Annotated in this window: 27 protein-coding genes; 18 read left to right on the top strand and 9 right to left on the bottom strand. The window is 41.8% G+C overall.

Annotated elements, in window-relative coordinates:
• The first annotated feature begins 1 nt into the window (after nucleotide 1).
• From P2W71_RS11395 to P2W71_RS11355, 9 genes are all read left to right on the top strand, one after another.
• Complete coding sequence (locus P2W71_RS11395) at nucleotides 2-712, top strand: hypothetical protein (protein ID WP_276370971.1); 711 nt, start codon at nucleotides 2-4, stop codon at nucleotides 710-712.
• 158 nt (nucleotides 713-870) lie between these two features.
• Nucleotides 871-1,152 (top strand): hypothetical protein, encoded by a 282-nt coding sequence (locus tag P2W71_RS11390; RefSeq protein ID WP_276370969.1) that lies wholly within the window; start codon nucleotides 871-873, stop codon nucleotides 1,150-1,152.
• A gap of 106 nt (nucleotides 1,153-1,258) precedes the next feature.
• Entirely contained in the window at nucleotides 1,259-1,516 is a 258-nt protein-coding gene (locus P2W71_RS11385; RefSeq protein WP_276370967.1) for a hypothetical protein, read from the top strand.
• A 167-nt stretch (nucleotides 1,517-1,683) separates the two neighbouring features.
• A complete protein-coding gene (locus P2W71_RS11380; RefSeq protein WP_276370965.1) occupies nucleotides 1,684-1,887 on the top strand; it encodes a hypothetical protein in 204 nt (67 codons plus the stop codon).
• A gap of 176 nt (nucleotides 1,888-2,063) precedes the next feature.
• Nucleotides 2,064-2,420 (top strand): nuclear transport factor 2 family protein, encoded by a 357-nt coding sequence (locus P2W71_RS11375; RefSeq protein WP_276370963.1) that lies wholly within the window; start codon nucleotides 2,064-2,066, stop codon nucleotides 2,418-2,420.
• Nucleotides 2,421-2,738: 318 nt separating this feature from the next.
• Nucleotides 2,739-3,176: a hypothetical protein gene (locus P2W71_RS11370; RefSeq protein WP_276370961.1), complete on the top strand. Its 438-nt coding sequence runs from the start codon at nucleotides 2,739-2,741 to the stop codon at nucleotides 3,174-3,176.
• Between the two features lie 160 nt (nucleotides 3,177-3,336).
• Nucleotides 3,337-5,049 (top strand): PQQ-dependent sugar dehydrogenase, encoded by a 1,713-nt coding sequence (locus tag P2W71_RS11365; RefSeq protein ID WP_276370959.1) that lies wholly within the window; start codon nucleotides 3,337-3,339, stop codon nucleotides 5,047-5,049.
• 60 nt (nucleotides 5,050-5,109) lie between these two features.
• Nucleotides 5,110-6,285 carry an aminotransferase class V-fold PLP-dependent enzyme gene (locus tag P2W71_RS11360; protein WP_276370957.1) on the top strand — a complete coding sequence of 392 codons (1,176 nt, stop codon included), beginning with the start codon at nucleotides 5,110-5,112 and terminating at the stop codon, nucleotides 6,283-6,285.
• 247 nt (nucleotides 6,286-6,532) lie between these two features.
• A complete protein-coding gene (locus tag P2W71_RS11355; protein WP_276370955.1) occupies nucleotides 6,533-7,021 on the top strand; it encodes a DUF2061 domain-containing protein in 489 nt (162 codons plus the stop codon).
• Between the two features lie 53 nt (nucleotides 7,022-7,074).
• Here P2W71_RS11355 and P2W71_RS11350 read toward each other — a convergent pair whose 3' ends face one another.
• Together P2W71_RS11350 and P2W71_RS11345 are read right to left on the bottom strand one after the other, a co-directional pair.
• Nucleotides 7,075-8,313 carry a DUF2264 domain-containing protein gene (locus P2W71_RS11350; RefSeq protein ID WP_276370952.1) on the bottom strand — a complete coding sequence of 413 codons (1,239 nt, stop codon included), beginning with the start codon at nucleotides 8,311-8,313 and terminating at the stop codon, nucleotides 7,075-7,077.
• A 530-nt stretch (nucleotides 8,314-8,843) separates the two neighbouring features.
• Nucleotides 8,844-9,050 (bottom strand): hypothetical protein, encoded by a 207-nt coding sequence (locus P2W71_RS11345; protein WP_276370950.1) that lies wholly within the window; start codon nucleotides 9,048-9,050, stop codon nucleotides 8,844-8,846.
• A gap of 284 nt (nucleotides 9,051-9,334) precedes the next feature.
• On the opposite strand from P2W71_RS11345, the gene P2W71_RS11340 reads away from it, so the two are divergent.
• From P2W71_RS11340 to P2W71_RS11325, 4 genes are all read left to right on the top strand, one after another.
• The gene (locus tag P2W71_RS11340; protein WP_276370948.1) at nucleotides 9,335-10,384 is read left to right on the top strand and encodes an LLM class flavin-dependent oxidoreductase; all 1,050 of its coding nucleotides are present in this window, start codon (nucleotides 9,335-9,337) and stop codon (nucleotides 10,382-10,384) included.
• A 48-nt stretch (nucleotides 10,385-10,432) separates the two neighbouring features.
• Nucleotides 10,433-10,615, top strand: coding sequence for a hypothetical protein (locus P2W71_RS11335; RefSeq protein WP_276370945.1), 183 nt, complete (start codon nucleotides 10,433-10,435; stop codon nucleotides 10,613-10,615).
• A 132-nt stretch (nucleotides 10,616-10,747) separates the two neighbouring features.
• On the top strand, nucleotides 10,748-11,248 hold the full coding sequence (locus P2W71_RS11330) for a hypothetical protein (RefSeq protein ID WP_276370943.1): 501 nt from the start codon (nucleotides 10,748-10,750) through the stop codon (nucleotides 11,246-11,248).
• Nucleotides 11,249-11,250: 2 nt separating this feature from the next.
• On the top strand, nucleotides 11,251-11,706 hold the full coding sequence (locus tag P2W71_RS11325) for a YetF domain-containing protein (RefSeq protein ID WP_276370941.1): 456 nt from the start codon (nucleotides 11,251-11,253) through the stop codon (nucleotides 11,704-11,706).
• 24 nt (nucleotides 11,707-11,730) lie between these two features.
• Here P2W71_RS11325 and lepB read toward each other — a convergent pair whose 3' ends face one another.
• Nucleotides 11,731-12,855: a signal peptidase I gene (gene lepB, locus P2W71_RS11320; RefSeq protein ID WP_276370938.1), complete on the bottom strand. Its 1,125-nt coding sequence runs from the start codon at nucleotides 12,853-12,855 to the stop codon at nucleotides 11,731-11,733.
• A gap of 130 nt (nucleotides 12,856-12,985) precedes the next feature.
• On the opposite strand from lepB, the gene P2W71_RS11315 reads away from it, so the two are divergent.
• The gene (locus tag P2W71_RS11315) at nucleotides 12,986-13,366 is read left to right on the top strand and encodes a hypothetical protein (protein WP_276370935.1); all 381 of its coding nucleotides are present in this window, start codon (nucleotides 12,986-12,988) and stop codon (nucleotides 13,364-13,366) included.
• Nucleotides 13,367-13,381: 15 nt separating this feature from the next.
• On the opposite strand, the gene P2W71_RS11310 is transcribed toward P2W71_RS11315, so the two are convergent.
• From P2W71_RS11310 to P2W71_RS11300, 3 genes are all read right to left on the bottom strand, one after another.
• Nucleotides 13,382-14,080, bottom strand: a complete 699-nt coding sequence (locus P2W71_RS11310; RefSeq protein WP_276370934.1) for a hypothetical protein — start codon at nucleotides 14,078-14,080, stop codon at nucleotides 13,382-13,384.
• A gap of 71 nt (nucleotides 14,081-14,151) precedes the next feature.
• Nucleotides 14,152-14,568: a response regulator gene (locus P2W71_RS11305; RefSeq protein ID WP_276370933.1), complete on the bottom strand. Its 417-nt coding sequence runs from the start codon at nucleotides 14,566-14,568 to the stop codon at nucleotides 14,152-14,154.
• A 122-nt stretch (nucleotides 14,569-14,690) separates the two neighbouring features.
• The gene (locus tag P2W71_RS11300) at nucleotides 14,691-15,014 is read right to left on the bottom strand and encodes a hypothetical protein (RefSeq protein WP_276370932.1); all 324 of its coding nucleotides are present in this window, start codon (nucleotides 15,012-15,014) and stop codon (nucleotides 14,691-14,693) included.
• A gap of 127 nt (nucleotides 15,015-15,141) precedes the next feature.
• Between P2W71_RS11300 and P2W71_RS11295 the strand changes: the two genes are divergently transcribed.
• The 3 genes from P2W71_RS11295 (at nucleotide 15,142) to P2W71_RS11285 (ending at nucleotide 18,435) form a co-directional block, all read left to right on the top strand.
• The gene (locus tag P2W71_RS11295; RefSeq protein ID WP_276370931.1) at nucleotides 15,142-15,843 is read left to right on the top strand and encodes a response regulator transcription factor; all 702 of its coding nucleotides are present in this window, start codon (nucleotides 15,142-15,144) and stop codon (nucleotides 15,841-15,843) included.
• 48 nt (nucleotides 15,844-15,891) lie between these two features.
• Nucleotides 15,892-16,971 carry a HAMP domain-containing sensor histidine kinase gene (locus tag P2W71_RS11290; RefSeq protein ID WP_276370929.1) on the top strand — a complete coding sequence of 360 codons (1,080 nt, stop codon included), beginning with the start codon at nucleotides 15,892-15,894 and terminating at the stop codon, nucleotides 16,969-16,971.
• A gap of 345 nt (nucleotides 16,972-17,316) precedes the next feature.
• Nucleotides 17,317-18,435: a hypothetical protein gene (locus P2W71_RS11285; protein ID WP_276370925.1), complete on the top strand. Its 1,119-nt coding sequence runs from the start codon at nucleotides 17,317-17,319 to the stop codon at nucleotides 18,433-18,435.
• Between the two features lie 7 nt (nucleotides 18,436-18,442).
• On the opposite strand, the gene P2W71_RS11280 is transcribed toward P2W71_RS11285, so the two are convergent.
• Nucleotides 18,443-19,264: a ZIP family metal transporter gene (locus tag P2W71_RS11280; RefSeq protein WP_276370923.1), complete on the bottom strand. Its 822-nt coding sequence runs from the start codon at nucleotides 19,262-19,264 to the stop codon at nucleotides 18,443-18,445.
• 175 nt (nucleotides 19,265-19,439) lie between these two features.
• Between P2W71_RS11280 and P2W71_RS11275 the strand changes: the two genes are divergently transcribed.
• Nucleotides 19,440-19,922 carry a DUF302 domain-containing protein gene (locus tag P2W71_RS11275; RefSeq protein WP_276370921.1) on the top strand — a complete coding sequence of 161 codons (483 nt, stop codon included), beginning with the start codon at nucleotides 19,440-19,442 and terminating at the stop codon, nucleotides 19,920-19,922.
• Nucleotides 19,923-19,934: 12 nt separating this feature from the next.
• On the opposite strand, the gene P2W71_RS11270 is transcribed toward P2W71_RS11275, so the two are convergent.
• Both P2W71_RS11270 and P2W71_RS11265 read right to left on the bottom strand, forming a co-directional pair.
• Nucleotides 19,935-20,588, bottom strand: coding sequence for a phosphatase PAP2-related protein (locus tag P2W71_RS11270; RefSeq protein ID WP_276370918.1), 654 nt, complete (start codon nucleotides 20,586-20,588; stop codon nucleotides 19,935-19,937).
• Nucleotides 20,588-21,826, bottom strand: a complete 1,239-nt coding sequence (locus P2W71_RS11265) for a GNAT family N-acetyltransferase (protein ID WP_276370915.1) — start codon at nucleotides 21,824-21,826, stop codon at nucleotides 20,588-20,590. The genes P2W71_RS11270 and P2W71_RS11265 overlap by 1 nt, the downstream gene beginning before the upstream one ends.
• Between the last annotated feature and the right edge of the window lie 1,168 nt (nucleotides 21,827-22,994).

Genomic DNA, 22,994 nt, shown 5'->3' with positions numbered 1-22,994 from the left:
TATGCTACTGTGCAAAACTTGCGGCGTTGAACTTGATGAAGGATTGGATCACTGCCCTTTATGCGGAAGGTCTGTTCATGACGACAAGAAAACACTGAACGCTCCCCTACCGGCGTCTATATTTAACAAAAAAACAACAGCCGCCGGTGAACTATATCTATTGCAACGAATTACATGGCAAGTTACTGCGGTATTGCTTCTTTCGGGAATTATTGCAACGCTGATCATAGATGCATGGGTGCATAAAAGGATTACCTGGTCTGTCTTTCCGATATCCGTTTGCACCATCTTACTTTCCTATGCTGCTGTTCTGGCGCTTATCCGCACAGGACTTGTGCTACAGCTCATTATTGGGTGGATTATTTCTACAGGTGTACTTATTGGCTTTCATTATATATTTCAGGATACAGGATGGATGTTACGACTCGCAATACCCATACTCTTTATCACAAACTTAATGACTATGGTCCTAATTTTTTTAATGCGATCTGTAGGCACAAAAGGGCTGAATGTCTTTGCCTTTTCACTTTTCATGATTGCCATCTATTGTATTTGTCTTGAAGGATTAATTTCGCTTTATACCCGCAATCAATTTTTTATACAATGGAGTATCATCGTTACAGCTTGTCTGTTGCCGGTTACAGCTTCACTACTTTTTATTCATTTCCGGATAAAAAGAAATAAGCACCTCGAAAAAATATTCCACACGTAAATGACCTGGCATCTGTTTTACGGCTGTTCGTAAGAAGTGGGATTAACTTGAAGATTTCATTTATTACCTCCTTTGATCTATTGTATAAAGTTTCGTGGACATCCGTTGTAATAATGCGAGCTTTACTATTTTTGCATCGACAAACTCACTAGAGAAGAATGAATGAATCGAAAGATAATAAGCATGATAACAAGTACCTGGAAGTCGCTTTAATCCTGTGCAATTTTATTATCCCATTTGTCGGTTTACAATACGCTTTTAAAAAGTACCTGGGAGGCTCTGACCTCTCATTTTCTTCCACCTTCTTGCTGGTATTTATTGCCGGTAATATTATGACCTGGATGATATTTCTTTTGGATGGCAAAGCGCTCAAAATCAAATTAATGTGGGGTGCATTACTCATCATTGCCATGGTGCTCGTCAATTTTTTTGTCAGGTAGAATGACGCATACACCGCCACGTATTGACACGCGACTTTATAGCCGCCGCCATAAAAAAATTCAAGTGAGCCAATAACTTTTTCGGTCGCATAGAGTTTTAGAAATTATGAACGATATTCTCGAACGACCATTGAAGGAACTATTTGCGGCTGTATTTCATAATCATCAAAAGCAGGACAGCCTTAGCATTCGCGCCGATCAGGAAAAAGTTTTGAATGAACTTCTCAATCAACCCCCGGATTTTAGAAATAAAGTTCTTTTAACACCGGACGGGTTGGAAGTGTTCACCCAAAAAGGACAGTTGCAATACATTCATTCAGATAGTGTCGATTCGCGCATTATTAAACTCCGGAAAAATAATTAATCTAAATCGTTTTTAACTTACTGGTACTAAATGCTGTTAAAGCGTTTTTCCTCAATAAGAAGACCCTGTTTTCCTGACTTCTTTTTCTCTATTAATTCTTAAGAGCTTTTCCCTTTTATAACCTTTTAAAATCTCCGTTGTTGAATCGTAAGATAAAGGATACGATTATGCATATAGAAGAAGATCCAAAAAAACCGACCTTTGAAGTAGGTGACAAAGTAATGTTGTTACAAGATTCCGAAACAGTCTGGATCGTGACGAAAGTGCATTCAGAAGATGGAACAGTAAAATATGATCTTAGGCCCAATGCGCCCAAACCGCTAAAACTGGTTCCTCAAGATGAAATAACAACACCAGTAGGAAGTTTATAGTGTATGGCAAGGTTTATAGTGGGGTGTACCTAATAATCAATAGACTATTCTTAACGTTTACTTCATCAATAATTTAGTATTTCAAAGGGCTTCACACCTGCCGTGAGATAAAAATTCTCATCAGTTTATTATCTTGAGAACTAAGCAGGCTCTTAACACCTGTTGTAGTTTACAGTATGCAACAGCACCAGATAAAACCCGAAATTCTCGTTGAGCAAAACGTAGCATGTTATAACAATCGTGATCTTAACGGCTTTATGGAATTGTTCAGCGAAGACATTGAATTGTACACCTTTCCTGAACATGCGACAACCATCGCTGGTATCGACAAGCTGCGTGAAATGTACAAGAGTCTGTTTGAATCTTCTCCTCATTTACATGCAACCGTCCTAAACAGGATCGTATTTAACAATAAGGTTATTGATCACGAACGTATTGAAGGCAGAATGGGATCAAAAGCGTTTATTGAATTCGTTGTTATCTACGAAGTAAGTGCTGGAAAGATCCGCCGGTTAACGGTCATGCGCCAGTAATTCAAAAAGGCGCAACACAATTTTCACCAACCTAATTCAACTAACGCGAAAGATAATTCTGTGTCTATTGCACAACGTTGGTCTATGACGTCAAAAAAGCAGTTTGATTGAACACTTACGTTTCGTCGCTCAACTGTATATATATCCATCACACTAGTTGTTGGAATGTGGAGGTAGTAATAAAAGTGATAGCATCATACGGCACGTATTACGTTGTAGGTCATTCAAAAATGTGAACCAACAATTTAAACAATAGGCAAAGAGGGCGTTCATGGTGAGCCTTCAAAGCTGTAATACACTTTTTAAACGAAAAATGCTATGAAAACGCTATTCTCTCTCGACTTCCTTGATTGCTTTTTGGATGAAGAAGCAAAAATCCTGTTTCACGTTTGGAAGAAAAAACCAAAAGGTGATGAATTCAGAACGGGGCTTACAAAAGTTTGTAATGAATACGTAGAGCTTAAAAAAACAGAGCCGGTTTTGCACTGGCTTGGTGACACGCAGTTGCTCGGCGTGGTACCTATTGAAGACCAAGGCTGGTTGGACAAGACCTGGAATGAAATGTTGTTTGTGAAAGCGGGTGTTAAAACTCACGCGGTTATAATAGGCACCGACATTTTTGCCAAATACGCCATGGAAAAATGGAAAAAGAATATGCAGGCAAAATACGCCGGACAAAGTCTAATTCTTGAAAATTTTGCCACTAAAGAAGATGCTTATAAATGGTTTAAGGCTTCCGAGAAAAGTCGGATGTAGCTCGCTCTTTCTATAAGAGAGAAAGACCATCATCAGGCAAGAGTTTACCGCCTGATAGCCGCGGGGCTTCGTTTGCAGCACCACATCCTCCATTGAGAGATGTATACCGCTAAAGTTATAACAGCTATAAGGATTCGGGAAAAATACGCATATTAACCCCATGATCCGATATGTAGTTTTTGCCGTACTAGCCTTAGGAATTGCTGTTGTTGCTTATCTCCTGACGGATAAAAATGATTATGCTTCCGACGAAGAAACCCTAGTAAAAGGAAAAAACCTCTTTACTAAAAACTGCATGTCATGCCACAGCCTGGAAGGTGATGGCATAGGCCCTCCGTTAGGTGGGGTTACGAACATACTTTCCAGGAAAGATTTAACAACTTTCATTAAGAACCCGGCGCAAGTTATTGAAGCTAAAGGAAAACGGGCCGTCAGCCTCTTAGCACGATACAAGCAGGTGATGCCTCCCTTTGAGGGAATGCAAGACCCCGACATCCATGCTATTTTATCCTACATTCATCATCAAACAGAAGTCCATAATCTCCAGGCTGTCCTACTATCGGACACCACCAAAGGGGGTCTAACTGGTAGACTGGTGCAACCGATAAAACAATCACCTATCAAAATTGAATTAGAGCAAATCGTCCAGATTCCCAGAAAAAAGGATGCGTCTCCTGATTTAGGCATTGTAACGCTCAGAGCACACCCGTCAGGTGATGGCTCCTTGTTTGTTGGGGATCAGAATGGAACAATCTATAGCGTCCGCGATGGTAAGCACGAGATTTTTCTCGACATACGGGCGCACGTTAAGGATTTTCAAAGCGGACCAGGAATCGCTACCGGCGTCGGAAGTTTTGATTTTCATCCCGACTTCCTCAACAATGGGCTCATTTACATTACGCATGCCGAAACATACAAAGGACAACGGGCTGACTATACTATTTCAGATTCTTTAAAGTCAGTGGTACAGTGGGTAATTTCTGAATGGAAAATGGACAATGTAAATGATAAAGTCTTTCGGGGAACACACCGGGAGATGCTAAGGCTACATGCCCCTAACTTTGCCCATGGTTGCCAGGAAATTGCATTTATTCCGGGGCTGGACACAAAGGATCCTAATTATGGCTTGCTATACATCGGCTATGGTGATGGTGGTTCCAATAACATCAAACATCCTGAGCTGGGTCATCACTTGAAATCATTTCTGGGAACTGTTATGAGAATTGATCCCGCAGGAAACAATAGCAGGAACGGTAACTATGGCATTCCCGCGGATAATCCGTTTGTACATGAAACTGATCCTGCCATCGTGAAAGAAATCTACGCCTTAGGTTTCCGGAATCCGCACCGGTTATCGTGGGATCCGACCAATAGCAACAGAATGATGGTCACGGACATCGGTGAAGCCAACGTGGAAGAACTTAACATTGTTGAAAAAGGTGGTGATTATGGATGGCCAAATCGTGAAGGGACTTTCGGAATATCAACATTAAAGGATATGAAAAAGGTTTATCCGCTGGGAAAGAGCGACCGCGACCTGTATAAAAAACCCTTTGTTCAATATGATCACGAAGAAGGTAACGCCATTGATGGTGGACATGTTTATGAAGGTGAATTAATGCCATTGAAAAACAAATATGTTTTCGGTGACATCGTGAACGGTAAGCTATTTTATATAAACATCGATCCCCACCTCAGTGATTCAACCATTTACGCTTTAGCGATTGTTAAAGATGGTAAAGCAACCACGCTTCAGGAAATGTTCAATACCAAACGGCTACACCAGCGGATTGCTTATGACCCATTCAAAAAAGATCTCTATGTAATTACCAAAGCCGACGGAAAGATTTGGCGTGTTTCCAAAGCTTATTGATTCGAAAATTTTTCAAAATCGCTTTGTACAAACTACAAACCTCAGCCCTGGATTGTCGTTATGAGTACAAATCATCACCTGCATAGCATGACTTCTCAAAAGCATTTATTTGATATACCCCCGGACATACACTATCTGAATGGCGCCTTTATGTCGCCCCTCATGAAATCAGTTAGCGAATCAGGTATGGAAGGAATGAGGCGTAAACTTCACCCTTGGGCTATACACTCCGAAGACTTCTTTACGCAAGCTGAAGCAGTAAAGGAAAAATTCGGGCGACTCGTCAATAGCCCTGCGCAGCAAATAGCCATCATTCCTTCTGCATCTTATGGACTCAAATCTGCAGTCAATAATATTCCTGTGAATACCGGTAATCACGTCGTGGTTGTTTCCAATGATTTCCCCAGCGATTACTATACGATCCGGGCATGGTGCCAAATAAATAAAAAGGAAATGAAGGTAATAGATGCCCCGGATATTCTGAATGGACGAGGCGCAGCTTGGACTGAAAAAATTGTCAATGCTATTTCAACCGATACCAACGCGATTATTCTTTCAACCATCCACTGGACCGATGGCACAAAATTCAATTTGAAAGAAATCGGAGAAAAATGTAAAGCAACAAATACGCTGTTTATTGCAGACGGTACGCAATCTGTCGGGGCAATACCTATTGACGTAACCGATTTTCATCTGGATGCTTTGGTATGTGCCGCTTACAAATGGTTGATGGGCCCCTACTCCATTGGCGTAGCGTATTACAGCAAGGCTTTTAGCAACGGTACGCCTATTGAAGATTCGTGGATGAATCGTTCGAATGCCAATGACTTTACCAAACTTACACGTTACGTGGATGATTATAAGCCTGGTGCTGCAAGGTACAATGTTGGTGAATTCAGCAACCCCATTCTGCTGTCAATGCTGGACAGGGCGTTGCAACAACTGCATGACTGGAAAATTGATGCCATCCAAAATTATTGTAGCCAGTTGATTCAGCCGTTGTTACTTTATCTCAAGGAAAACGGATATTGGTATGAGCAGGATCAGTTCAGGGCGAATCATCTTTTTGGATTTTTACTTCCTGCTTCGATTGATAAAGATTTGCTTCTACGGGCGCTGCAAAAAAATAAAGTTTTCGTATCCGTCCGCGGTGATGGTATTCGGGTATCTCCCCATGTTTATAACGACGAATCAAACATTAATGCCCTGATAAATACGCTGAAGCAGCAACGTTAAAATAACAAGGTATCATAAGTGGAAGCGGCCTGACCATAGTTGTGCCGTGATTCTTTAAGGCGTTATATTTTGTTTCAATCCTAAAAATTTAAAGTTTTTAATCTCCGGCACACCTCCTGCCTAAAACGTTTGCATACGCTTATTTTCCAAGATCCCGCAAAAATCTGCTTAATTGAGCCAATTTGGATGAAGTTAAAGTCTAGTAAATCGGTATATTTTAAATATATTGCATCCAAAACCAGATTACGTGAGAGATTCGCATAGCAGAAGTTTACTTAAAGGGGTTAGTTGGAGGACGTTAGGTACCATCGACACCATTGTCCTGTCCTTTATCGTTACCGGAAGTTTTGCCAATTCAATAAAAATTGGGATGACCGAGGTTGTCACGAAGATTATTCTGTATTATCTCCATGAACGGGTTTGGGATAAAATTCCTTGGGGAAGAATCCACGGTGTTGGTCCAACCCATGGCCGAAGCCTGGTGAAGGGAATCAGCTGGCGTACGATCGGAACAATTGATACTATTTTCATCGCCTATCTTATCACGGGTGTTCCACTTAATGCAGTGGCTATTGGTGGTTTTGAGGTGTTTACAAAAATCGGGTTGTTTTATCTGCACGAGCGCATCTGGGGTAAGATCTGGTGGGGTCGGATAATGGATAAACCTGTAGAAGTGCCGGTTAAAATTTCCGATACGACCATAATTCCGAAGGAGTCGAAGCAAAAGGTCTATTAAACGACCACTTTGATTTATTAGCGCCAGACTGCAAAAAGCCTTTAACTTTTACGTCATTTTAATGCTTTGTCAATAGGAAAATTTTTTCCTGAAAAAGCTTTCTTGCTGGTCCATTCAACGGATGGGCTGGACCAAAACTCATCTATCGCGGGTAATCCGAGCGGCAGAAATGCCACCGAACACAGGTATAAACTGCCAGTCGAAATGTAGGGTTCTCCCACTTCAGGTTGGTGTCCCGCCAATCCAATGGAAAGCCATCCATCTTTATCAAATGTACCCGGTGCATATATGGTTCGCGAGATGACGGCGCTTAGCGCACTGCGAATTTGAGCTGGTTGCAATGAATCGGGCAATTGTTTTTGAAGAGCCATCTGTGCCAATAATTGAAAAGCTCCGCAGCGATATGCAATGGATCTTCCAATAGGCGGAAATGTTCCTTCTGGTGATATCAATCGCTCCTGGATTTCCGCATATCGTTTCGCTCTTTTTTGGATAAGGGCGAATTCATCTTTCATTTCACCTCGTTCTTCTACAACAGTTTTTATAATGTCCAGCATCATGGGTTGAATGACGTAGCTGTTATAGTAGTCAAAGTGAAAATCAGGACCATCACCATACACGCCATCTCCTTTGTACCAGACTTCGTGTTGTTTGAGTGCATAGTCAACTCTAACAGCATCGTACTCGTGCGCAAATTTTAGGAGCGCCGCTTCAATCATTGCAGTAAACAGGAGCCAGTTACTATAATATGGTTTTATGATACGCGTGGCCTCCAGCGCGTTGAGGATATTTTCTTGCGCACCTCGATCCATATTCCCCCATAATTGTTTTGGTGCACGCAACAATGCATGCGCGAGGAATGCTGCATCTACGAGTGGCTGGCTTCCTTCTGCAAAGTTCATATAATCCAACGATGATGGATTAACAGCATTTTTTAAAGAAGCTGTTGCCATCTTTATAAACTGCATTCTAATTTTTCCCTCCGATGTATCATCCGGGCCAAGTTCAAGCCACGGCGCCAACCCGGCCATGCTCCTTCCAAAAGCTTCGAGGTATGTCACTTTTTTTCTTCCCTCTATACTGTTAGGATAAGCTTCGACAGGCATTCGGACCTTGAGTTTTTCCTGACTTAGCGACTCCAGCACTGGCGACGTAATTCGCGTTAAGGTATTCACCCAATATGCCCTTTGATCTTCGAGTCCATCAATTTTTGCGGCGACGGCAGCATTGCTATTTACTACACTGCCAGCGCCTAAAAGCGAAAGTCCCTTTAAGAAATTTCTTCTAATCATGATGGCTTAATCATTTACTTTATCTGCCTACGATCATTATAAAGTGGCTGAAAGATGTTTGATGTGTATCTACCCAACCTCAGCAGGTATTTATCCAAAAAAGGCTATAAAAAAGAGCAGAGTCCCTGAAACAGGAACTCTGCATTAGACAAGATAACCCAATTAACCATACCTTGCCAGTTCTTAAATTTCTTATTTACGCCGATATATTTTACATCTTCTGCATATTTTTTTTAAAAAAAATTTTAGTGAGCTCCTAATTAACTGACCTCTAACAATCTGCGTATTTACACGGCGACCGGGTACGGTAAAAGAATTCATGCCAAAACCACTGTGCGTAAGACACAGCGTGCATTTTGTTTCTACATAGAGGCTGATTACGTTGTTTGAAAGGGATTTCAAAGCGGCTTAGTATTCCAGCAACGAGTTAGCTACTGGCACAGCGGAATAAACTGATCAAACGTACGCTAGTGGACGGATAAAAATAAGTCCGCCATTGAAGATCATTCATCAACGGCGGAATATTATCCTTATTTGATAGAATCGTCCTTGTGAAGTTCGGTACCAAGAGAATCGGTCTCTTGCATACTAGCAGAATCTTCCAGTGCAGGGGAAACGGTTTCGCCAGCGTTTTCCTCCACACTTTCATTAGCGTCTACATCCGATGTCCGGTTTTTGCCATCTCCGCAGGCAGCAAGCATTGCAGTCATGCAAAAGATAAATAATAGCTTTCTCATAAATCGTGTGTTTTTAGTGGAACAAGTTATTTTACACAACGGCAGTCAAATTTTATGCCCTCGCTCTGCAATCGAATACATACGCATTTTTCAAAATTTGCGGCTGGTGCCTGTGGCCAGAACTCCTCACTTCCACACGATGTGGGGTACGCAATGTTAGCGCGATAATCTTGAAATAGAAGTGCTTATTGTTACGTATAATAAACCTAGCCCCCAATACCGGATTACCTTATAAGGCAACGGCCTCCGAACTTTTTCAGCAGGAAGCGCGTACATTAAACGATATGAAAAAAGAATTAGCAGATATCCCAGTTTCGGTTTTAGATCTGGCCACCATTATTCAAGGAGATCCTTCAGCCACAGAGGCTTTCAAAAGAAGTATGTTACTAGCCCAACATGCTGAACAGTTAGGCTATACGCGGTATTGGTTTGCGGAACACCACAACATGGAGAGTGTGGCGTCAGCCGCTACCGCCGTACTCATTGGCTATGTTGCCGGCGGAACATCCTTTATCAGAGTCGGATCGGGCGGTGTTATGCTGCCTAATCATGCACCACTCGTGATCGCCGAACAATTCGGAACGCTCGCTTCATTGTATCCGGGACGCATAGACCTTGGGATCGGACGAGCCCCCGGAACAGATGCTGTTACTTCATATGCGTTAAGAAGAAACCTGAAAGGAGATATTAACGAATTTCCTAATGACGTAGTCGAACTCATCAATTACCTTGGTCCGCGAGACCCTCAGGCAAAAGTAAGGGCTGTGCCGGGGCAAGAGACAAATGTACCGGTGTGGCTACTGGGCTCAAGTACCTATAGCGCAGGCTTGGCGGCTTTGTTAGGGTTGCCTTTTGCCTTTGCGTCTCACTTTGCGCCAACGCAGCTGGAGGATGCTTTACAATTATATAAGAAAAACTTCAAGCCTTCTGCATTTCTTGATGAACCCTATTCGATGGCATGCGTAAATGTTACTATTGCCGACGATGATGAAGAAGCAAATTTTCTCGTAACCTCGCTTTACCAAATGGCCTTGGGTATGTTTCGAAATACCCGGAGACCTATGCCTCCACCAGTCAACTCCATGGAGAAAATTTGGACCGAAGTAGAAAAAGCGGGTGTCTTACAAATGATGAAATATACTTTCGTCGGCAGCCCAAAAACCGTAAGAGAATCGTTACAATCATTTCTTAACAAAACAGAAGTCAATGAAATCATGATTGCTTCCCACATTTATGATTTGGATGCGAAGAAAAAATCCTTTGCGCACGCTGCCCGTCTCTTTAAAATGAATCCCTACCCAACTTCTTCAGGCCCGTTTGTCAATGCTGGATAACCTATCTATGGGCGGACATGTTATACCTTCAAACAATGATCAATCCATATGAAAGCCAAAGGAAAAAATACACCAGCAAGGCCGGAAGGGAAAACCCCCGCCGCTAAAAAAACCAACAATAAGCATCCTGAACTGCAGCAAAAAAAGGCGGCACTTGGCGAAATTCAGTATGGTAATACCATCGGACGCCATGGAACTGACGAAGAGAAAAATCTTAACCCGGAAGAGTAAATTGTTGGATTAGTTTCTGAGGAAATTAGAATTGAGGCGATATTTCAACACTGGGAAATGCCTTAGAAACGCTGTACGCTCATATTGAAGACTGGTACATTATTTATTGGAGTCGTTTATATTTTTTGTGAGATGTCAAAAAATAAGCATTCAGTAGAACATATCAAGACTCAGCTTCAGATTGACGAGCACATGTCAATGCAGGAAAGGGGCTGGAAGGTACAAGCTGTCGGGTTGTATTTTATTTTTGCGCTGGTGCTGACTGCCGCTGTCGGTTTATATGGAGATGGTTTAATCAGTGCCAGGAAAATTACCAATGGCCATGTTACGGTTGAGTACCAGCGACAATACCGGTTTCAGGCAAGAATGGAAATTAAAGTGCAATTACAAAACAGCACTGATGGTGCGATGGTATCTTTCCCTACCGCCTATCTTAAAAAGTTTGAAGTTGCATCCATTGTGCCGCAACCAAATGAAAATAAATTTCAGGATGATCGCGTGCATTATTTGTTCAAAGGAAGTGATGGAATGTCGATCACATTTTATTTAATCCCGCAGCATGTGGGTAACATCAATGGCTCAATACAAGTGAACAACAAGGAGTTTGATATCAATCACTTTATATTCCCTTAGTTATGAATCCGGTTATAAGAGGCGTAGCGGTTTACCTTTTTGTCTATGTAATATTTCGAATACTCGGAAAACGCAGTCTGGCTGAGGTTACAACGTTTGACTTTGTTCTGTTACTCATCATCAGTGAAACTACTACTGACGCTCTTATCGGGGAGGATTATTCTTTGATGGCCTGTTTTGTGATGGTTTGTACCCTGGTCGGCATAGACTACCTCTTCTCTCTTCTGAAGGAGAAATCAAAATGGTTTCAAATTACAAGTGAAGGCGCACCACTGGTCATTGTGGACCATGGCAAGCCATTGGTTAAGCGGATGGAAAAATCCAAAGTGGATGAAGAAGATGTATTAGAAGCCGCGCGCGAAACTCATGGATTGGAACGTATGGATGACATCAAATATGCCGTGCTCGAACGGGATGGCACCATATCTATTATTCCCAACGCCAAAGACAAACGTTAGTCCATCAAACGTTATTTCAGAAATCTATTGAGCTGCCTTGAACAGCCGGCGCCACCGTATCTTTTGCAGCAGATCGCCATCCTGGTTAACGGAAAACCAAATGAATAGCGGCTTGCCCACAATATGATCTCCAGGAACAAATCCCCAGTAACGGGAGTCAAGAGAATTATTCCGGTTATCGCCCATCATGAAATAATAATCTTGTTTAAAAGTATATTCCTTCAATGCATGTCCATTAACTATTAATGCTTCTCTCGTCACTGAAATGTCTTCAACATGTTCGTATAAACGGATCGTTTCACCGTACATCCCAAGCGTTGAATCGTTGACTTCAATAGTCATTCCTTTGCGGGGAATAACCAGCGGGCCATAGTTATCATTGTTCCAGGAAGTATTCATGATCGTGGGGAAAATATCTTTGTCAGGACCATCATGCGTTGTATAGTCGTCGCCAACATTGGTTATGTAGGTTGCATTTTTAACACTCTCTAACTGAGCTGTAGTCAAAAGCATTTTATAAATTACTTGATTGTTATTGGTCCTGCCAAGGAAATAGTAATCATCGTCATCCAAACCCAACCTGGTAAGATTGCGTTTATTGATTTCATCTTTTGAGGTCACCAGATAACTAACTTTCATATCGGGTGGAAGACTGAGTAATTTTCCGTTGACGCTAACCGCACGTTCCTTTATCACCAATGTATCTCCGGGAATGCCCACGCATCTTTTCACATAGTATGTTTTAAGATCAATAGGCCGCTCCACCCCTTCATTCATGGTCAGGTCAGGAACATTAAATACCACCACATCTTCTCTTTTAACGTGACTAATACCAGGCAAACGCCAGGATGGCAATTGAATCCAATCCAGGTACGATGGAATCTCAGTACCCCAAATTGTTTGATGCGTCAAGGGTATTTGAAGCGGTGTTCTTGGAGTTCGTGGGCCGTAATGTATTTTACTGACGAAAAGATAATCACCAACCAAAAGTGAATTTTCCATCGATGGTGTTGGAATCACGAAGGCTTCCACTGTTCCCCAGCGAATGAGCGTTGCGACAACCACAGCAAAAACGATAGCCTCACGCCACTCACGAAGCTTTGATTTTGGTTTGCTTTCTGTTTTACCGGCAAAAAATTTCCAATTCATACGCGTCTCGATTATTTCCCCATCAGTAGCCGGTTTAGCCGGAGAATTACAAATTCAGCCAACATTCTAATGTGTTAGAACCTAACTTTTCTTTTCCCGTTAGGCACAATACCATCAATTAACAAATAGTATGACTGGAGACGTAAAATTCTCGGGAGGCATCAACATTGCCATCAAGATTCCAAAAAGCAAATATGATCAAACCGTGGCCTTTTACCGGGACGTGTTAAAGTTGCCCATCGCTGAAAAACCAATTGATAATCCAACTGTATCCAGAACACACCAAGTCGCCTTTGGTCCCAATACGGTTTGGCTTGATTGTGTGGATAATTACACGCACTCGGAAATATGGCTTGAATTAAAAACTCCACAGGTTGAAAGTGCCACCCAATATCTGGAATTGAAAGGTGTTCACCCGTGCGATGAACTTGAGGAGATACCAAATGAAATGCATTGGATCATGGATCCCGGAGGTACAGTTTTTATTCTTTCTAAAGATGATCCGAAATAGGATTACATGCGCGATTCAGTTCCGTTCTGCCTTTAGATAAAGCTGAACTTTCTCCAGTTCTGTGGACATAGATCCTTCTTTGGCAATGAAGGTTAGTTCATAATAATATTTGCTGATGTCTTCATACTGATCTCGCGGCTCGACAACAGCACAACCTCGATATTCAATAGAAACATCCTTTTTAATTTTCCCGGTGACCGGATGAGGTGTGCTAACTCTTATAGTGTCCGATTTACATCCCTTCATTTGCAGACCCAAGCGGTTGTAGAATTCATTAGAAAAAAGCGAGTCTTCATTAAATGCCACCGGTTTATTAAAGTAAAACTCGAGTAAGTTAACGGTTCGGCTATCTGGCGGTCCACTGATACGAATAAACAAATCACCTGGCCGTTTAATGGTGGCCTCCGAAGTTCCAAGAGAATCGGCAATTTGCTTTTTGTCTTTCACTCCTAACACATTCTTGATATTAGAAAAACCGGAGGCGCGATAAGAGATCACAGGGCGGGCGCACTTTTTGCAGGGCTTTAGACCGTCAATATTTTTTGTTTTCCTGATTTTTCCACCTGAACAAAATTGCAACGCGGAACAGCTCGTTTTATCATGATATACGTCTGTGGATTGAAAGCAGACGTAATGGTTTCTATTGGACGCTTGTTGTGCCTGCGTGGCGCCCCAGCTTGATAGGCTGAGGAGTATAAGGATAGTCACTTTCAAATCTGAACGCTTTTGAGTCAGTACAAAGTAAAGTAAAGCATTCGATTTTTTCTAAAGATTTATGCACTACACTAACTTAAGTTGAATGCATCTGAATTGGAATCGATACTTGTTTGCTTCTGCGATTCAAAAATTCTTTCAAGTGTCTTGCATAATTCGGAAAAGGTATTAGGCTTGATTATAAAATCGTTCGCTCCCAACTGTGTACAAATACTAATTTCGTCAGGATTTTTGCTCGTGGAAATCATAAACACTGGGATCTTATGGAACCTGGTAGAACTTTTAAGCAAGCGAAGCGTTTCCTTTCCATTCAACACAGGCATATTAATGTCTAAAAAAATAATGTCAGGTGTAACGGCTTCCAGTGTTTTAAGGCCGTCACGGCCATTTACTGCGGTCACACAAGAACATGCCGGGTCAATTGTCTTTATCGCCTCTACAAAGAATTCGACATCTTCCTCATCATCATCTATATAAAGTGCTACCATTTGTGCTTTATTAATTTTTTCAAAAAGTTTTTAGCCGGACAAGTTGCCAGCCATTGGCGATGGTTTAAATGTTACACAGGTTCTTCATAGGTGTGCAACAAATCGATCCGGGTAACAAATACTTATGGCACGTTATGTAAAACGAGCGAATTTTCTTTGGCAGCCGTCAACTTAAGTTCTGAAAAAAGCTGCCCGTTAATATGGAGATACTTGTTTAATTTCAATCCTGAAATTGACTGGATGTCCACTATCTCCCAATGAAGTTCAGAACGCAACACGATTGCTGTTGCTTTTACCTCGTCACTGACAAACTCCTTTAGCTCCTGAATAACAAAGTATTCATGTGACCACTTACCCGAACGGTTTTTAATTGCAACGCTGATATGTTGATTCTGAATAGCACGTAGCGTTGGTTTTAGTTGGTGGTAGCTAATTTCAAATTTCATACATCATCTCTGGCCATCGGCCTTTAGTTCCTCAAAGGTATTGGCTACCACCCCAAAAAAGCTATCCGTAGATTTTGGGATTTTGTGCCAGTTTTTTCCATATGGCTTAGGTTTAAATCAACATCATATGCTTCTTTGGGTTTTACTCAATATGAACAAAAAGATCAAAGTATTTCATGTCGAGGATTATAAAATTATGCGCGACGGTATCCGTCATTTATTAAACCTTGACGACGAAATTGAAATTGTTGGTGAAGCCAAAAATGGCGAAGAACTGCTAAATGCTTTAGACCAGGTACACATCGATGTGCTGATACTGGATATATATCTCGACGCAATGGAAGACCTGAAAATTTTGAACGGATTTCAAATTTGCAGGCTGATACAACAAAAATATCCGCAGATAAAAATCGTTGCGCATTCGGTCTATGATGATGCCGACCGGGTGGCGCTGATTATCAAGTCGGGTGCATTAGGTTTTGTTTCAAAAAAAGCGGGCTTTGAAGAATTGGTACTTGCCATTAAGGTTGTTAACCAAGGCAAAAAATTCATATGCTCCGAAACTTCCAGCCGGCTTAAAAACTTAAATCAATTTCTATTGGGCCTTGAAAATAATCTTCGAAGCAAAGGCGAAATATTTTCCCAGCGAGAACGTGAAGTATTGAACTTGTTGTCGGAAGGGAGATCATCGAAAGAAATAGCCGACCAATTATTCATTACCGAGCGCACGGTAGAAACACACAGGAAAAATATGCTTGAAAAAAGTAACGTTAAAAACACCGTGGAACTGGTTGCCTATGCCTCCGCCATTGGCGTCATCAAGAAATAAACATGCCACTCTTTCTGAACAATTTGTTTGATTTTTCCTTTTTAAAATATGGAGCAATACAATGTTCAGCTTAATGAGCTTGAGGAAGTTGGCACTTATTTAAAAGATGGTTTGGTTTTATATGATCTGCGATCCCGGCAAATACAGTATACAAATTCAGCCGTTGCAGATCTTGTTGGAGATTATGTAAACCATTTCCCAAAGCACGATGAATCTATGATAGAATTGGTCGTTCCTGAAGACCGGGAATATCTGAAAAATAGCTTTGCTCAGATTTTTGAAAAACGAGCAGTTCAAGACATTGAAGTTCGGTTGAAAAGGGGCGAGGATAAAATACACATCTGTTGCAGTGCTTATTTATTGTCGAATAATTCAACGTTGCTTTTTTATTTGCGCGACATTACGCGAACAAGGGCGTATGAGAATTACCTGGTAGAATTTGGTGCACGCAAAAATACCATGTTGGATACATTAACGCATAACATCAGTGGCGCCTTAGCCTTAATGCAAAACCTATCGCAAGAAGCGGAAAAACATTTAAACGATTCTGGCAATAGTCATCTCCGAACGTATATCAGCCTGCTGCGGGAAAACAGCAAACGTTCTATTGAAATGATTAACGACCTGATGAAGAAAGAGCATGTGGAGTCGCCCGAGATTTTAGTAAAGCAAACGAGGATTGATGTTGTCGATAAAATTAAAATCGTGCACCAGGAACTTCAACACATTTACTCCCACCGGAAGTTTCTTTTAATTCATGACTCAAAATCCATATTTACGTTTACGGATGATCTAAAGCTTTTGCAGGTAGTAAATAATTATCTCTCCAATGCTATTAAGTTTAGTCCGCCAACCGAACCGATTGTAATAAAAATAGAAGAAACTTCCGACGAGGTTATCATAAGCGTTGAAGACCGCGGTATTGGCATTCCGGATGATTTGCAGCCTTATATTTTTGATCGAACGGGAAAGATTGGCCGAACCGGATTAAACGGTGAAAAATCGGTTGGCCTTGGATTATGGATCTGTAAAAATCTCATTGAACTTATGGGTGGCCGGGTATGGTTCGAAAGCGAGGAAGGGAAAGGCAGCACTTTCTGCTTAAGCTTGCCAAAATTAGTTGATTGAAATCTCTAAAATCGCATAGCATATATTGACCGTTATAATTGAATGCACCTTCCACTTGGTTGGAGCCTTTCGGAACCCGGTGACGGTTTCAATTTCGATATTGCCTCCAGCCATAAATAGCTTTGACCAATGCTATAGCACCCGAGATACTGATGTTATGATGGATTTGTGGGTTGACCGGCAGCAGACGCGGCAAAAGTTTCTTTGTCGATTGATAAAAATCCGTTTCCATTCTGATTTTCATCATACACTTTCGATGTCTTCACAGCTAGTTTTGATTAAATAATCGGCGCCTTTCTATTGGAGAGTAATTGCCTTTTATAACCCCATCAAAACACAAATCGTATGAATCTATCCGACATCAAACAATTGCTTACAGAGAAGGGAAATCCTTGTATAACGATAACAGTTCCGACACACCGATATTCACGGGAACGAATGCAAGATCCTATTGCCGTACGGAAAGCCATCGATCACGCTAAAGATTTATTGAACAATAGTGCATGGCCAAAGCAGGTTGGTATGCAGCTCCAGGAGAAACTTGATACGCTATCAGAAAAAATCGATTATCTACGACTGCAGGAAGGCATGGCCATTTTTGTCTCGCCTAATGTATCCAGGATTCTTCTGCTTCCATTCGAAGTCAAAGAGAAGGTCATGCTTGGGAAGAACTTCGAGATTCGCGATCTCTTTTACTTTGCACAATTTCTGAAACCATACTATTTGTTAGCTGTAAGCAAAAAGCGGGTTCCACTTTTTAAATGCCAGGGATGGGATTTACAGGAGATCAGGAATGATGATTTTCCTAAACAGTATTCCGAAGAATATGAGTATGCCAGGCCCAGTATAACAAATGATTCCAGCTCCGGATTAAAAAGTTACGAGCGAGATAAATCCATTCTCCAGGAAACGAGGCAAATCGCCTTCATCAAGCAAGTTGACGAAGCCATCGATAAATATATAAAAGGCGACGTCCCATTGTTAGTGGCTGGTGTAGAAGAACAGTTAGCCAATTTCGAACATGTTACGCATCATCGTGAAAATGTAATTGGAAAAATTAGAGGTAACTACGAATACGATGCACTGCATCCGCTTTCAGAATTAGCATGGTCTAAAATGAAGGAATATATCAGGTCATCTCAGAAGGAAACGTTGCAGAAATTGCAAGAGGCCTTTGGAAAGAATCTGGCAACTGACGGTATTCGGGATGTCTGGAAAGCGGCCAATGAAGGCAAAGGATTAACATTACTGGTGGAGAAGGATTACCAGGAAGCCGCATACAAAGATCCGGGTAACGACACGCGGATATATTTAAGTCCACCGGCTGGCAACTACGAAATAATTAGTGACGCCGTTGACGATCTTATAGAAATCGTGAATGAAAAAGGTGGAGAAATTGTCATTGTTGAAAACGGCGAACTGGAGAAAAATGGCAGGGTTGCCATGTTGCTTCGGTATGCGTAACGTTTATTTATCCTAAGCCTACATCCAATACCATCATGATGATAAATCCGCCGATAAACCCAAGCGTGGCAAAGTCGGCGTATTTATCACGTTGAGTTTCGGGGATAACCTCCTCGACAACCACGTACATCATGGCACCGGCCGCAAATGCCAATGCGTATGGAAGAATGGGAGTGAAATAAATAACGAAGGCTGCACCGGCCACACCTGCGACAGGTTCAACTGCGGCGGACAGTTGCCCCCAGAAAAAACTTTTCGAGCGACTTAATCCACTTCCTCTCAAAGGCACTGCGATTGCAGTTCCCTCAGGGAAATTTTGAAGGCCTATACCAATAGCCAAAGCAATGGCCCCGGTGACTTCAGCTCCTTCGACATTGGCCGCAGCAGCACCGAAGGCAATTCCGACGGCAAGTCCTTCCGGGATGTTGTGTAATGTGATTGCCAAGACCATCAAAATAGTTTTATGCCAACTGGTCGGCACGCCCTCTTTCTCGTGCGTTAAGAAATTCAGGTGAAGGTGAGGAAGTAGTTTATCTAAACCATATAAAAACATGGCCCCAAGAAAAAAACCGCTGGCCGCCGGAAACCATGAAGGTACTCCAAGGTTTCCTGAAATTTCTATCGCGGGTGAAAGCAGTGACCAGAAACTTGCTGCCACCATTACACCCCCGGTGAAGCCCAACATTATGTCAAGCATTTTACGGCTCATATCGGCAAATAAAAAAACAAGGGAGGCACCCAATGCGGTTAGTGCCCAAGTGAAAATTGTGGCAACAAGGGCTGCGAGTAGCGGATCAATGCTTGAAAAAAAATCAATTAACAGTTCCATAGGTCATAAGCAAAATCTGTTTCTTTGTTAAGTTAATACTTGGAGGGTGTCACATCCAATGTTCGTTTATTTGGCGTTCATAACCTTCATGAATATTGTCAGTTTTGCCGGTGACCAATATCATTGGCCGTAGGTACTGAAGACGCTAGTATGCATCAATAAAATCCTTCACAACATGCAATACTACTATTCCAGAAGAATTAAAATGTCCTTTGAGGATGCAGTGAGCAAAATCAGTCAGTCGTTACAACAGCAGGGATTCAGTATAGTAACTACACTGGATATAAAGGATGCACTGAAACAAAACATTCAAATTGACTTTCGTAATTATAAAATTATCGTTGCCTGTAGTCCGCAGTTGGTTTATAATGCCATCAGTATTGAATCACATATTGGATCAATGCTTCCTTGCAACATCGTCGTGCAGCAACATGAAAATGGAGAGCTGGAAGTCTCTGCAACCAACCCAATGGAAGCGTTGGATAATTCACTTGCTACAACAAACCTTCCGAACATTGCCGCCATGATCAGCAACCGAATACGAACGGCGATTGATGATCTTCACCGTCAAGGAGAAGAACCAAATCATAAAGAAGCGCTTCCAGTCTATACACAAGAATCGGACATGTTTTCTTCCCTGCAAGCGGAGGACCATTAATGCCGCTGCTTTTCAACCACCGACTTGACGGTTTACCTCAAACAGTTTTGTTAACCTGTAACAAATCCAGGCAAAAACCGGGGCGGCTATGATGTCAATGGAGTAATGGACATGTTGTATAAGAATCAGTATCGCAACGGCCAGGGTAATCACTACATATAAATACTTCATGAGCGGATTCGGCAGGGCAAGCACCAGCAAAAACAACGTAGCTACATGGCCGGAGAAAAAAAGGTCTTTTGTAATCACATTGTTAGCGTAAAAAAATTGGTCAATCAACGGATCCCTTAACGGAATAATCGACTCCGACGGCTCCAATGGAAACATAAAAATCGTACATACCCTTATAAATACAACCATCACATAAGCTTGTAGTACCCGCAATAAAATCATAGGATAAGGTATCAGATACATAAGCCCAATGATCAATCCCAGATAAATCAGCACAAAAATGTAAACAGACATATCATAAGGTGGAATCTCATTCAGTATCGGATCATTCAGCGGAGCCCCCTGCCTTGTCTGAATAAATGCAAAAAACTTATTGATGGAAAAGGCCAGGAATACCAGCAATAGCGCGGTGACAACTGCCTGAGTTCTGAACTGTTTTGACTGCCATGCATGATGCCATGCCGTTGAAACCTTAGAGAAAGAAGTCGCCATCATCACATATTTAGGAATTTAATATAACACCTGCGCCGTTTATAAAATCTATTTTCATAATCCTTCCAGAAAGAAATCATCTGGCTGTTATTCTCCAAAATTGGATGGGTAATGGCAGTGGTGATATTTTTTCTTCTTAATTTTTTGCTCAGGTCTTGAATCAACAATGCTGTGACTCCCTTGCCTTGCAACTCCGGGTGAATACCGATGAGATAGAGATCTGCAACCGAATTTCTTTTCAACGCATGGTATAGATAAAATATTCCTGCTGGAAAAAGTTTTCCTTTCGCTTTCTGTAAAGCTTTTGATAACGACGGAATAGCAATTGCAAAAGCTACTACACTGCCTTGTCGTAAAACCAACGAAACGTACGACGGACTGATAAATGAAAAATATTGATTTGTATATGCCTCGATTTGCTTGGCAGACAATGGCACAACACCGTATAAGTTTGCAAATGATTGATTAATCAGCCCAAACAAGCCGGATGCATAAGGCAACAATTCGCGCGATGTCCGCACCTTCAAAACCTCAAGATTATACTTTGCCGTTGCCGCATCAGCCAGTTTCACAACCCGGGAAGGAATCACTGCAGGGATCAATACTTCAAACTCAATCCAGTCTACGTCTTTGTTGTAGTTAAATTTTTCCAGGTACTTCGGATAATATGGAAAATTATAAAGGGTGGTCATAGTACCCAGTTTATCGAATCCGTCGACTAACATTCCCTCAGCGTCAAAGTCGGTAAAGCCCAAAGGCCCCTGCACAGCGACCATACCCTTCTTCAATGCCCAAACTTCCAAAGCATTTAATAATGCTTCACAAACGTCGCTATCATCGATAAAGTCAAACCAGCCAAAGCGTGCGTACTGGTTGCCGGATTTAGCTATAAAGGCATGGTTAATAATACCCGCGATTCGCCCGACAGGCTGGTTGTTTATATAGGCCAGCCAGTACGTTGCTTCACAATATTCAAAGGCCGGATTTTTATTCGCGGAAAGCGTAGCTTTCTCGTCGGCTTGTAATGGAGGAACCCAATAGGGATGCCGGGCATAAAGACAGTTTGGAAATGTGATAAAGGTCTTAAAATCCTTTTTCGATGACACTTCCCGGACTATGATTTCCATTGTGTCCAATATACAAAAAAGTAAAGGCGGAATTCCTTCCGCCTTTACAGACAACGATAGCATTGCTAACCTGCAGTACTTTATGTTATCCTCGTGATCCAAACGCCACGCCATAAGCAGACGTTGTTTATCACAACAGTTTAAACGAATAGTTTCATTACTGTTATCTATTACTCAACTTACTTCACCGGAGAGGAGTTTGAATCGCGTGAACAAAGGACTGATTTTTTGATGAAGAAGGGGATGACGAATGTCTTCGAACCAAAAAGATCTTCATCATAAGGGCAAAAAAGTTGTCAGCCGCTTTTGTTATTCCTTCCGCTACGGCCAATAAAAAAGCATTCCCGGAACTCCCGCACGCATGTCATAGAAATCGCCAAAGGGGAATTTAATCCCTTGCTTATTGTGAAAAAAAATCCACAGGGACATTTGTAACTACTTCCTAATCATGATCTTATCCACAATAGTTATACACAATGTGCATAACTCAAGGGTTGTGAGTTTTATTCTTTCCGAAAGTAGCGGCCCTGATGTAACCGGCCAATTCTTTGAACGGTTCTCCACATCGACCAGTTTATGATTATACAGGTCCGTAATAGGCATGATGAACGTACCGGGGCACGCTTGAGGCGTCTGCTAACTTGCTACCACTGTACCATGGCTGGCAAGGTCCATCTTCGGCCGCGAGGCTTGCGCTGAGGTACCTTTTTGTAAGCTTTTACATATAAGTAAAACCCCAAGAGCCCCAGCGGTCAAAATATTGTTGGGTTTAGCAAACACACTAGTCGTGAATTATCATTTCTCTATAAAGCACATTTGAGATGACTCGACAGCGTTCATTGAAGCTCGTGGGTTTAGTTATAAAATGGACTGCGCCCAACTTTTCACATTCCATTTTTTTTCGATGCTTTTCGACGTTGTATAAATAACGACCGGGATGTCCCGTAACAACCGATCGCCTTTGAGTTCCTTTAAGCATTGAACACCGTTTTTACGCGGCATGTTTAAATCAAAAAAAATTAATCTTGGTTTTGGGAATTGATCGAGGCGAGGCTAGTCAACGCTTCTTAACCATTCCGGGCCAGGAAACATTTAATTTTTGGTTCGATTTCATGAATCGCGTCGCAGAGTAAATCTCTGTCGTCTTCGTCGTCTTCAATTATAAAAAGATGTAGCATTTTATGATGGGGTTATTGCAACTCATTACGGACATCGTCGTCACCGCTGTGCGGTGGGTAATGCAATAATATAAAAGAGCTAGCTTTTTTACCTAAACACAGCA

Source organism: Chryseolinea sp. H1M3-3 (genome assembly GCF_029360725.1).
Classification (GTDB): Bacteria; Bacteroidota; Bacteroidia; order Cytophagales; family Cyclobacteriaceae; genus Chryseolinea.
This window is presented reverse-complemented; position numbering and strand designations above follow the sequence as displayed.

Coding starts and splice junctions, on each gene's coding strand:
- P2W71_RS11285 (WP_276370925.1), top strand. CDS start 17,317: ATGAATCTATCCGACATCAAACAATTGCTTACAGAGAAGGGAAATCCT.
- P2W71_RS11300 (WP_276370932.1), bottom strand. CDS start 15,014: ATGAAATTTGAAATTAGCTACCACCAACTAAAACCAACGCTACGTGCT.
- P2W71_RS11295 (WP_276370931.1), top strand. CDS start 15,142: ATGCTTCTTTGGGTTTTACTCAATATGAACAAAAAGATCAAAGTATTT.
- P2W71_RS11265 (WP_276370915.1), bottom strand. CDS start 21,826: ATGGCGTGGCGTTTGGATCACGAGGATAACATAAAGTACTGCAGGTTA.
- P2W71_RS11335 (WP_276370945.1), top strand. CDS start 10,433: ATGAAAGCCAAAGGAAAAAATACACCAGCAAGGCCGGAAGGGAAAACC.
- P2W71_RS11305 (WP_276370933.1), bottom strand. CDS start 14,568: ATGGTAGCACTTTATATAGATGATGATGAGGAAGATGTCGAATTCTTT.
- P2W71_RS11345 (WP_276370950.1), bottom strand. CDS start 9,050: ATGAGAAAGCTATTATTTATCTTTTGCATGACTGCAATGCTTGCTGCC.
- P2W71_RS11385 (WP_276370967.1), top strand. CDS start 1,259: ATGAACGATATTCTCGAACGACCATTGAAGGAACTATTTGCGGCTGTA.
- P2W71_RS11325 (WP_276370941.1), top strand. CDS start 11,251: ATGAATCCGGTTATAAGAGGCGTAGCGGTTTACCTTTTTGTCTATGTA.
- lepB (WP_276370938.1), bottom strand. CDS start 12,855: ATGAATTGGAAATTTTTTGCCGGTAAAACAGAAAGCAAACCAAAATCA.
- P2W71_RS11270 (WP_276370918.1), bottom strand. CDS start 20,588: ATGATGGCGACTTCTTTCTCTAAGGTTTCAACGGCATGGCATCATGCA.
- P2W71_RS11350 (WP_276370952.1), bottom strand. CDS start 8,313: ATGATTAGAAGAAATTTCTTAAAGGGACTTTCGCTTTTAGGCGCTGGC.
- P2W71_RS11360 (WP_276370957.1), top strand. CDS start 5,110: ATGAGTACAAATCATCACCTGCATAGCATGACTTCTCAAAAGCATTTA.
- P2W71_RS11370 (WP_276370961.1), top strand. CDS start 2,739: ATGAAAACGCTATTCTCTCTCGACTTCCTTGATTGCTTTTTGGATGAA.
- P2W71_RS11330 (WP_276370943.1), top strand. CDS start 10,748: ATGTCAAAAAATAAGCATTCAGTAGAACATATCAAGACTCAGCTTCAG.
- P2W71_RS11395 (WP_276370971.1), top strand. CDS start 2: ATGCTACTGTGCAAAACTTGCGGCGTTGAACTTGATGAAGGATTGGAT.
- P2W71_RS11380 (WP_276370965.1), top strand. CDS start 1,684: ATGCATATAGAAGAAGATCCAAAAAAACCGACCTTTGAAGTAGGTGAC.
- P2W71_RS11315 (WP_276370935.1), top strand. CDS start 12,986: ATGACTGGAGACGTAAAATTCTCGGGAGGCATCAACATTGCCATCAAG.
- P2W71_RS11340 (WP_276370948.1), top strand. CDS start 9,335: ATGAAAAAAGAATTAGCAGATATCCCAGTTTCGGTTTTAGATCTGGCC.
- P2W71_RS11390 (WP_276370969.1), top strand. CDS start 871: ATGAATGAATCGAAAGATAATAAGCATGATAACAAGTACCTGGAAGTC.
- P2W71_RS11275 (WP_276370921.1), top strand. CDS start 19,440: ATGCAATACTACTATTCCAGAAGAATTAAAATGTCCTTTGAGGATGCA.
- P2W71_RS11290 (WP_276370929.1), top strand. CDS start 15,892: ATGGAGCAATACAATGTTCAGCTTAATGAGCTTGAGGAAGTTGGCACT.
- P2W71_RS11375 (WP_276370963.1), top strand. CDS start 2,064: ATGCAACAGCACCAGATAAAACCCGAAATTCTCGTTGAGCAAAACGTA.
- P2W71_RS11365 (WP_276370959.1), top strand. CDS start 3,337: ATGATCCGATATGTAGTTTTTGCCGTACTAGCCTTAGGAATTGCTGTT.
- P2W71_RS11280 (WP_276370923.1), bottom strand. CDS start 19,264: ATGGAACTGTTAATTGATTTTTTTTCAAGCATTGATCCGCTACTCGCA.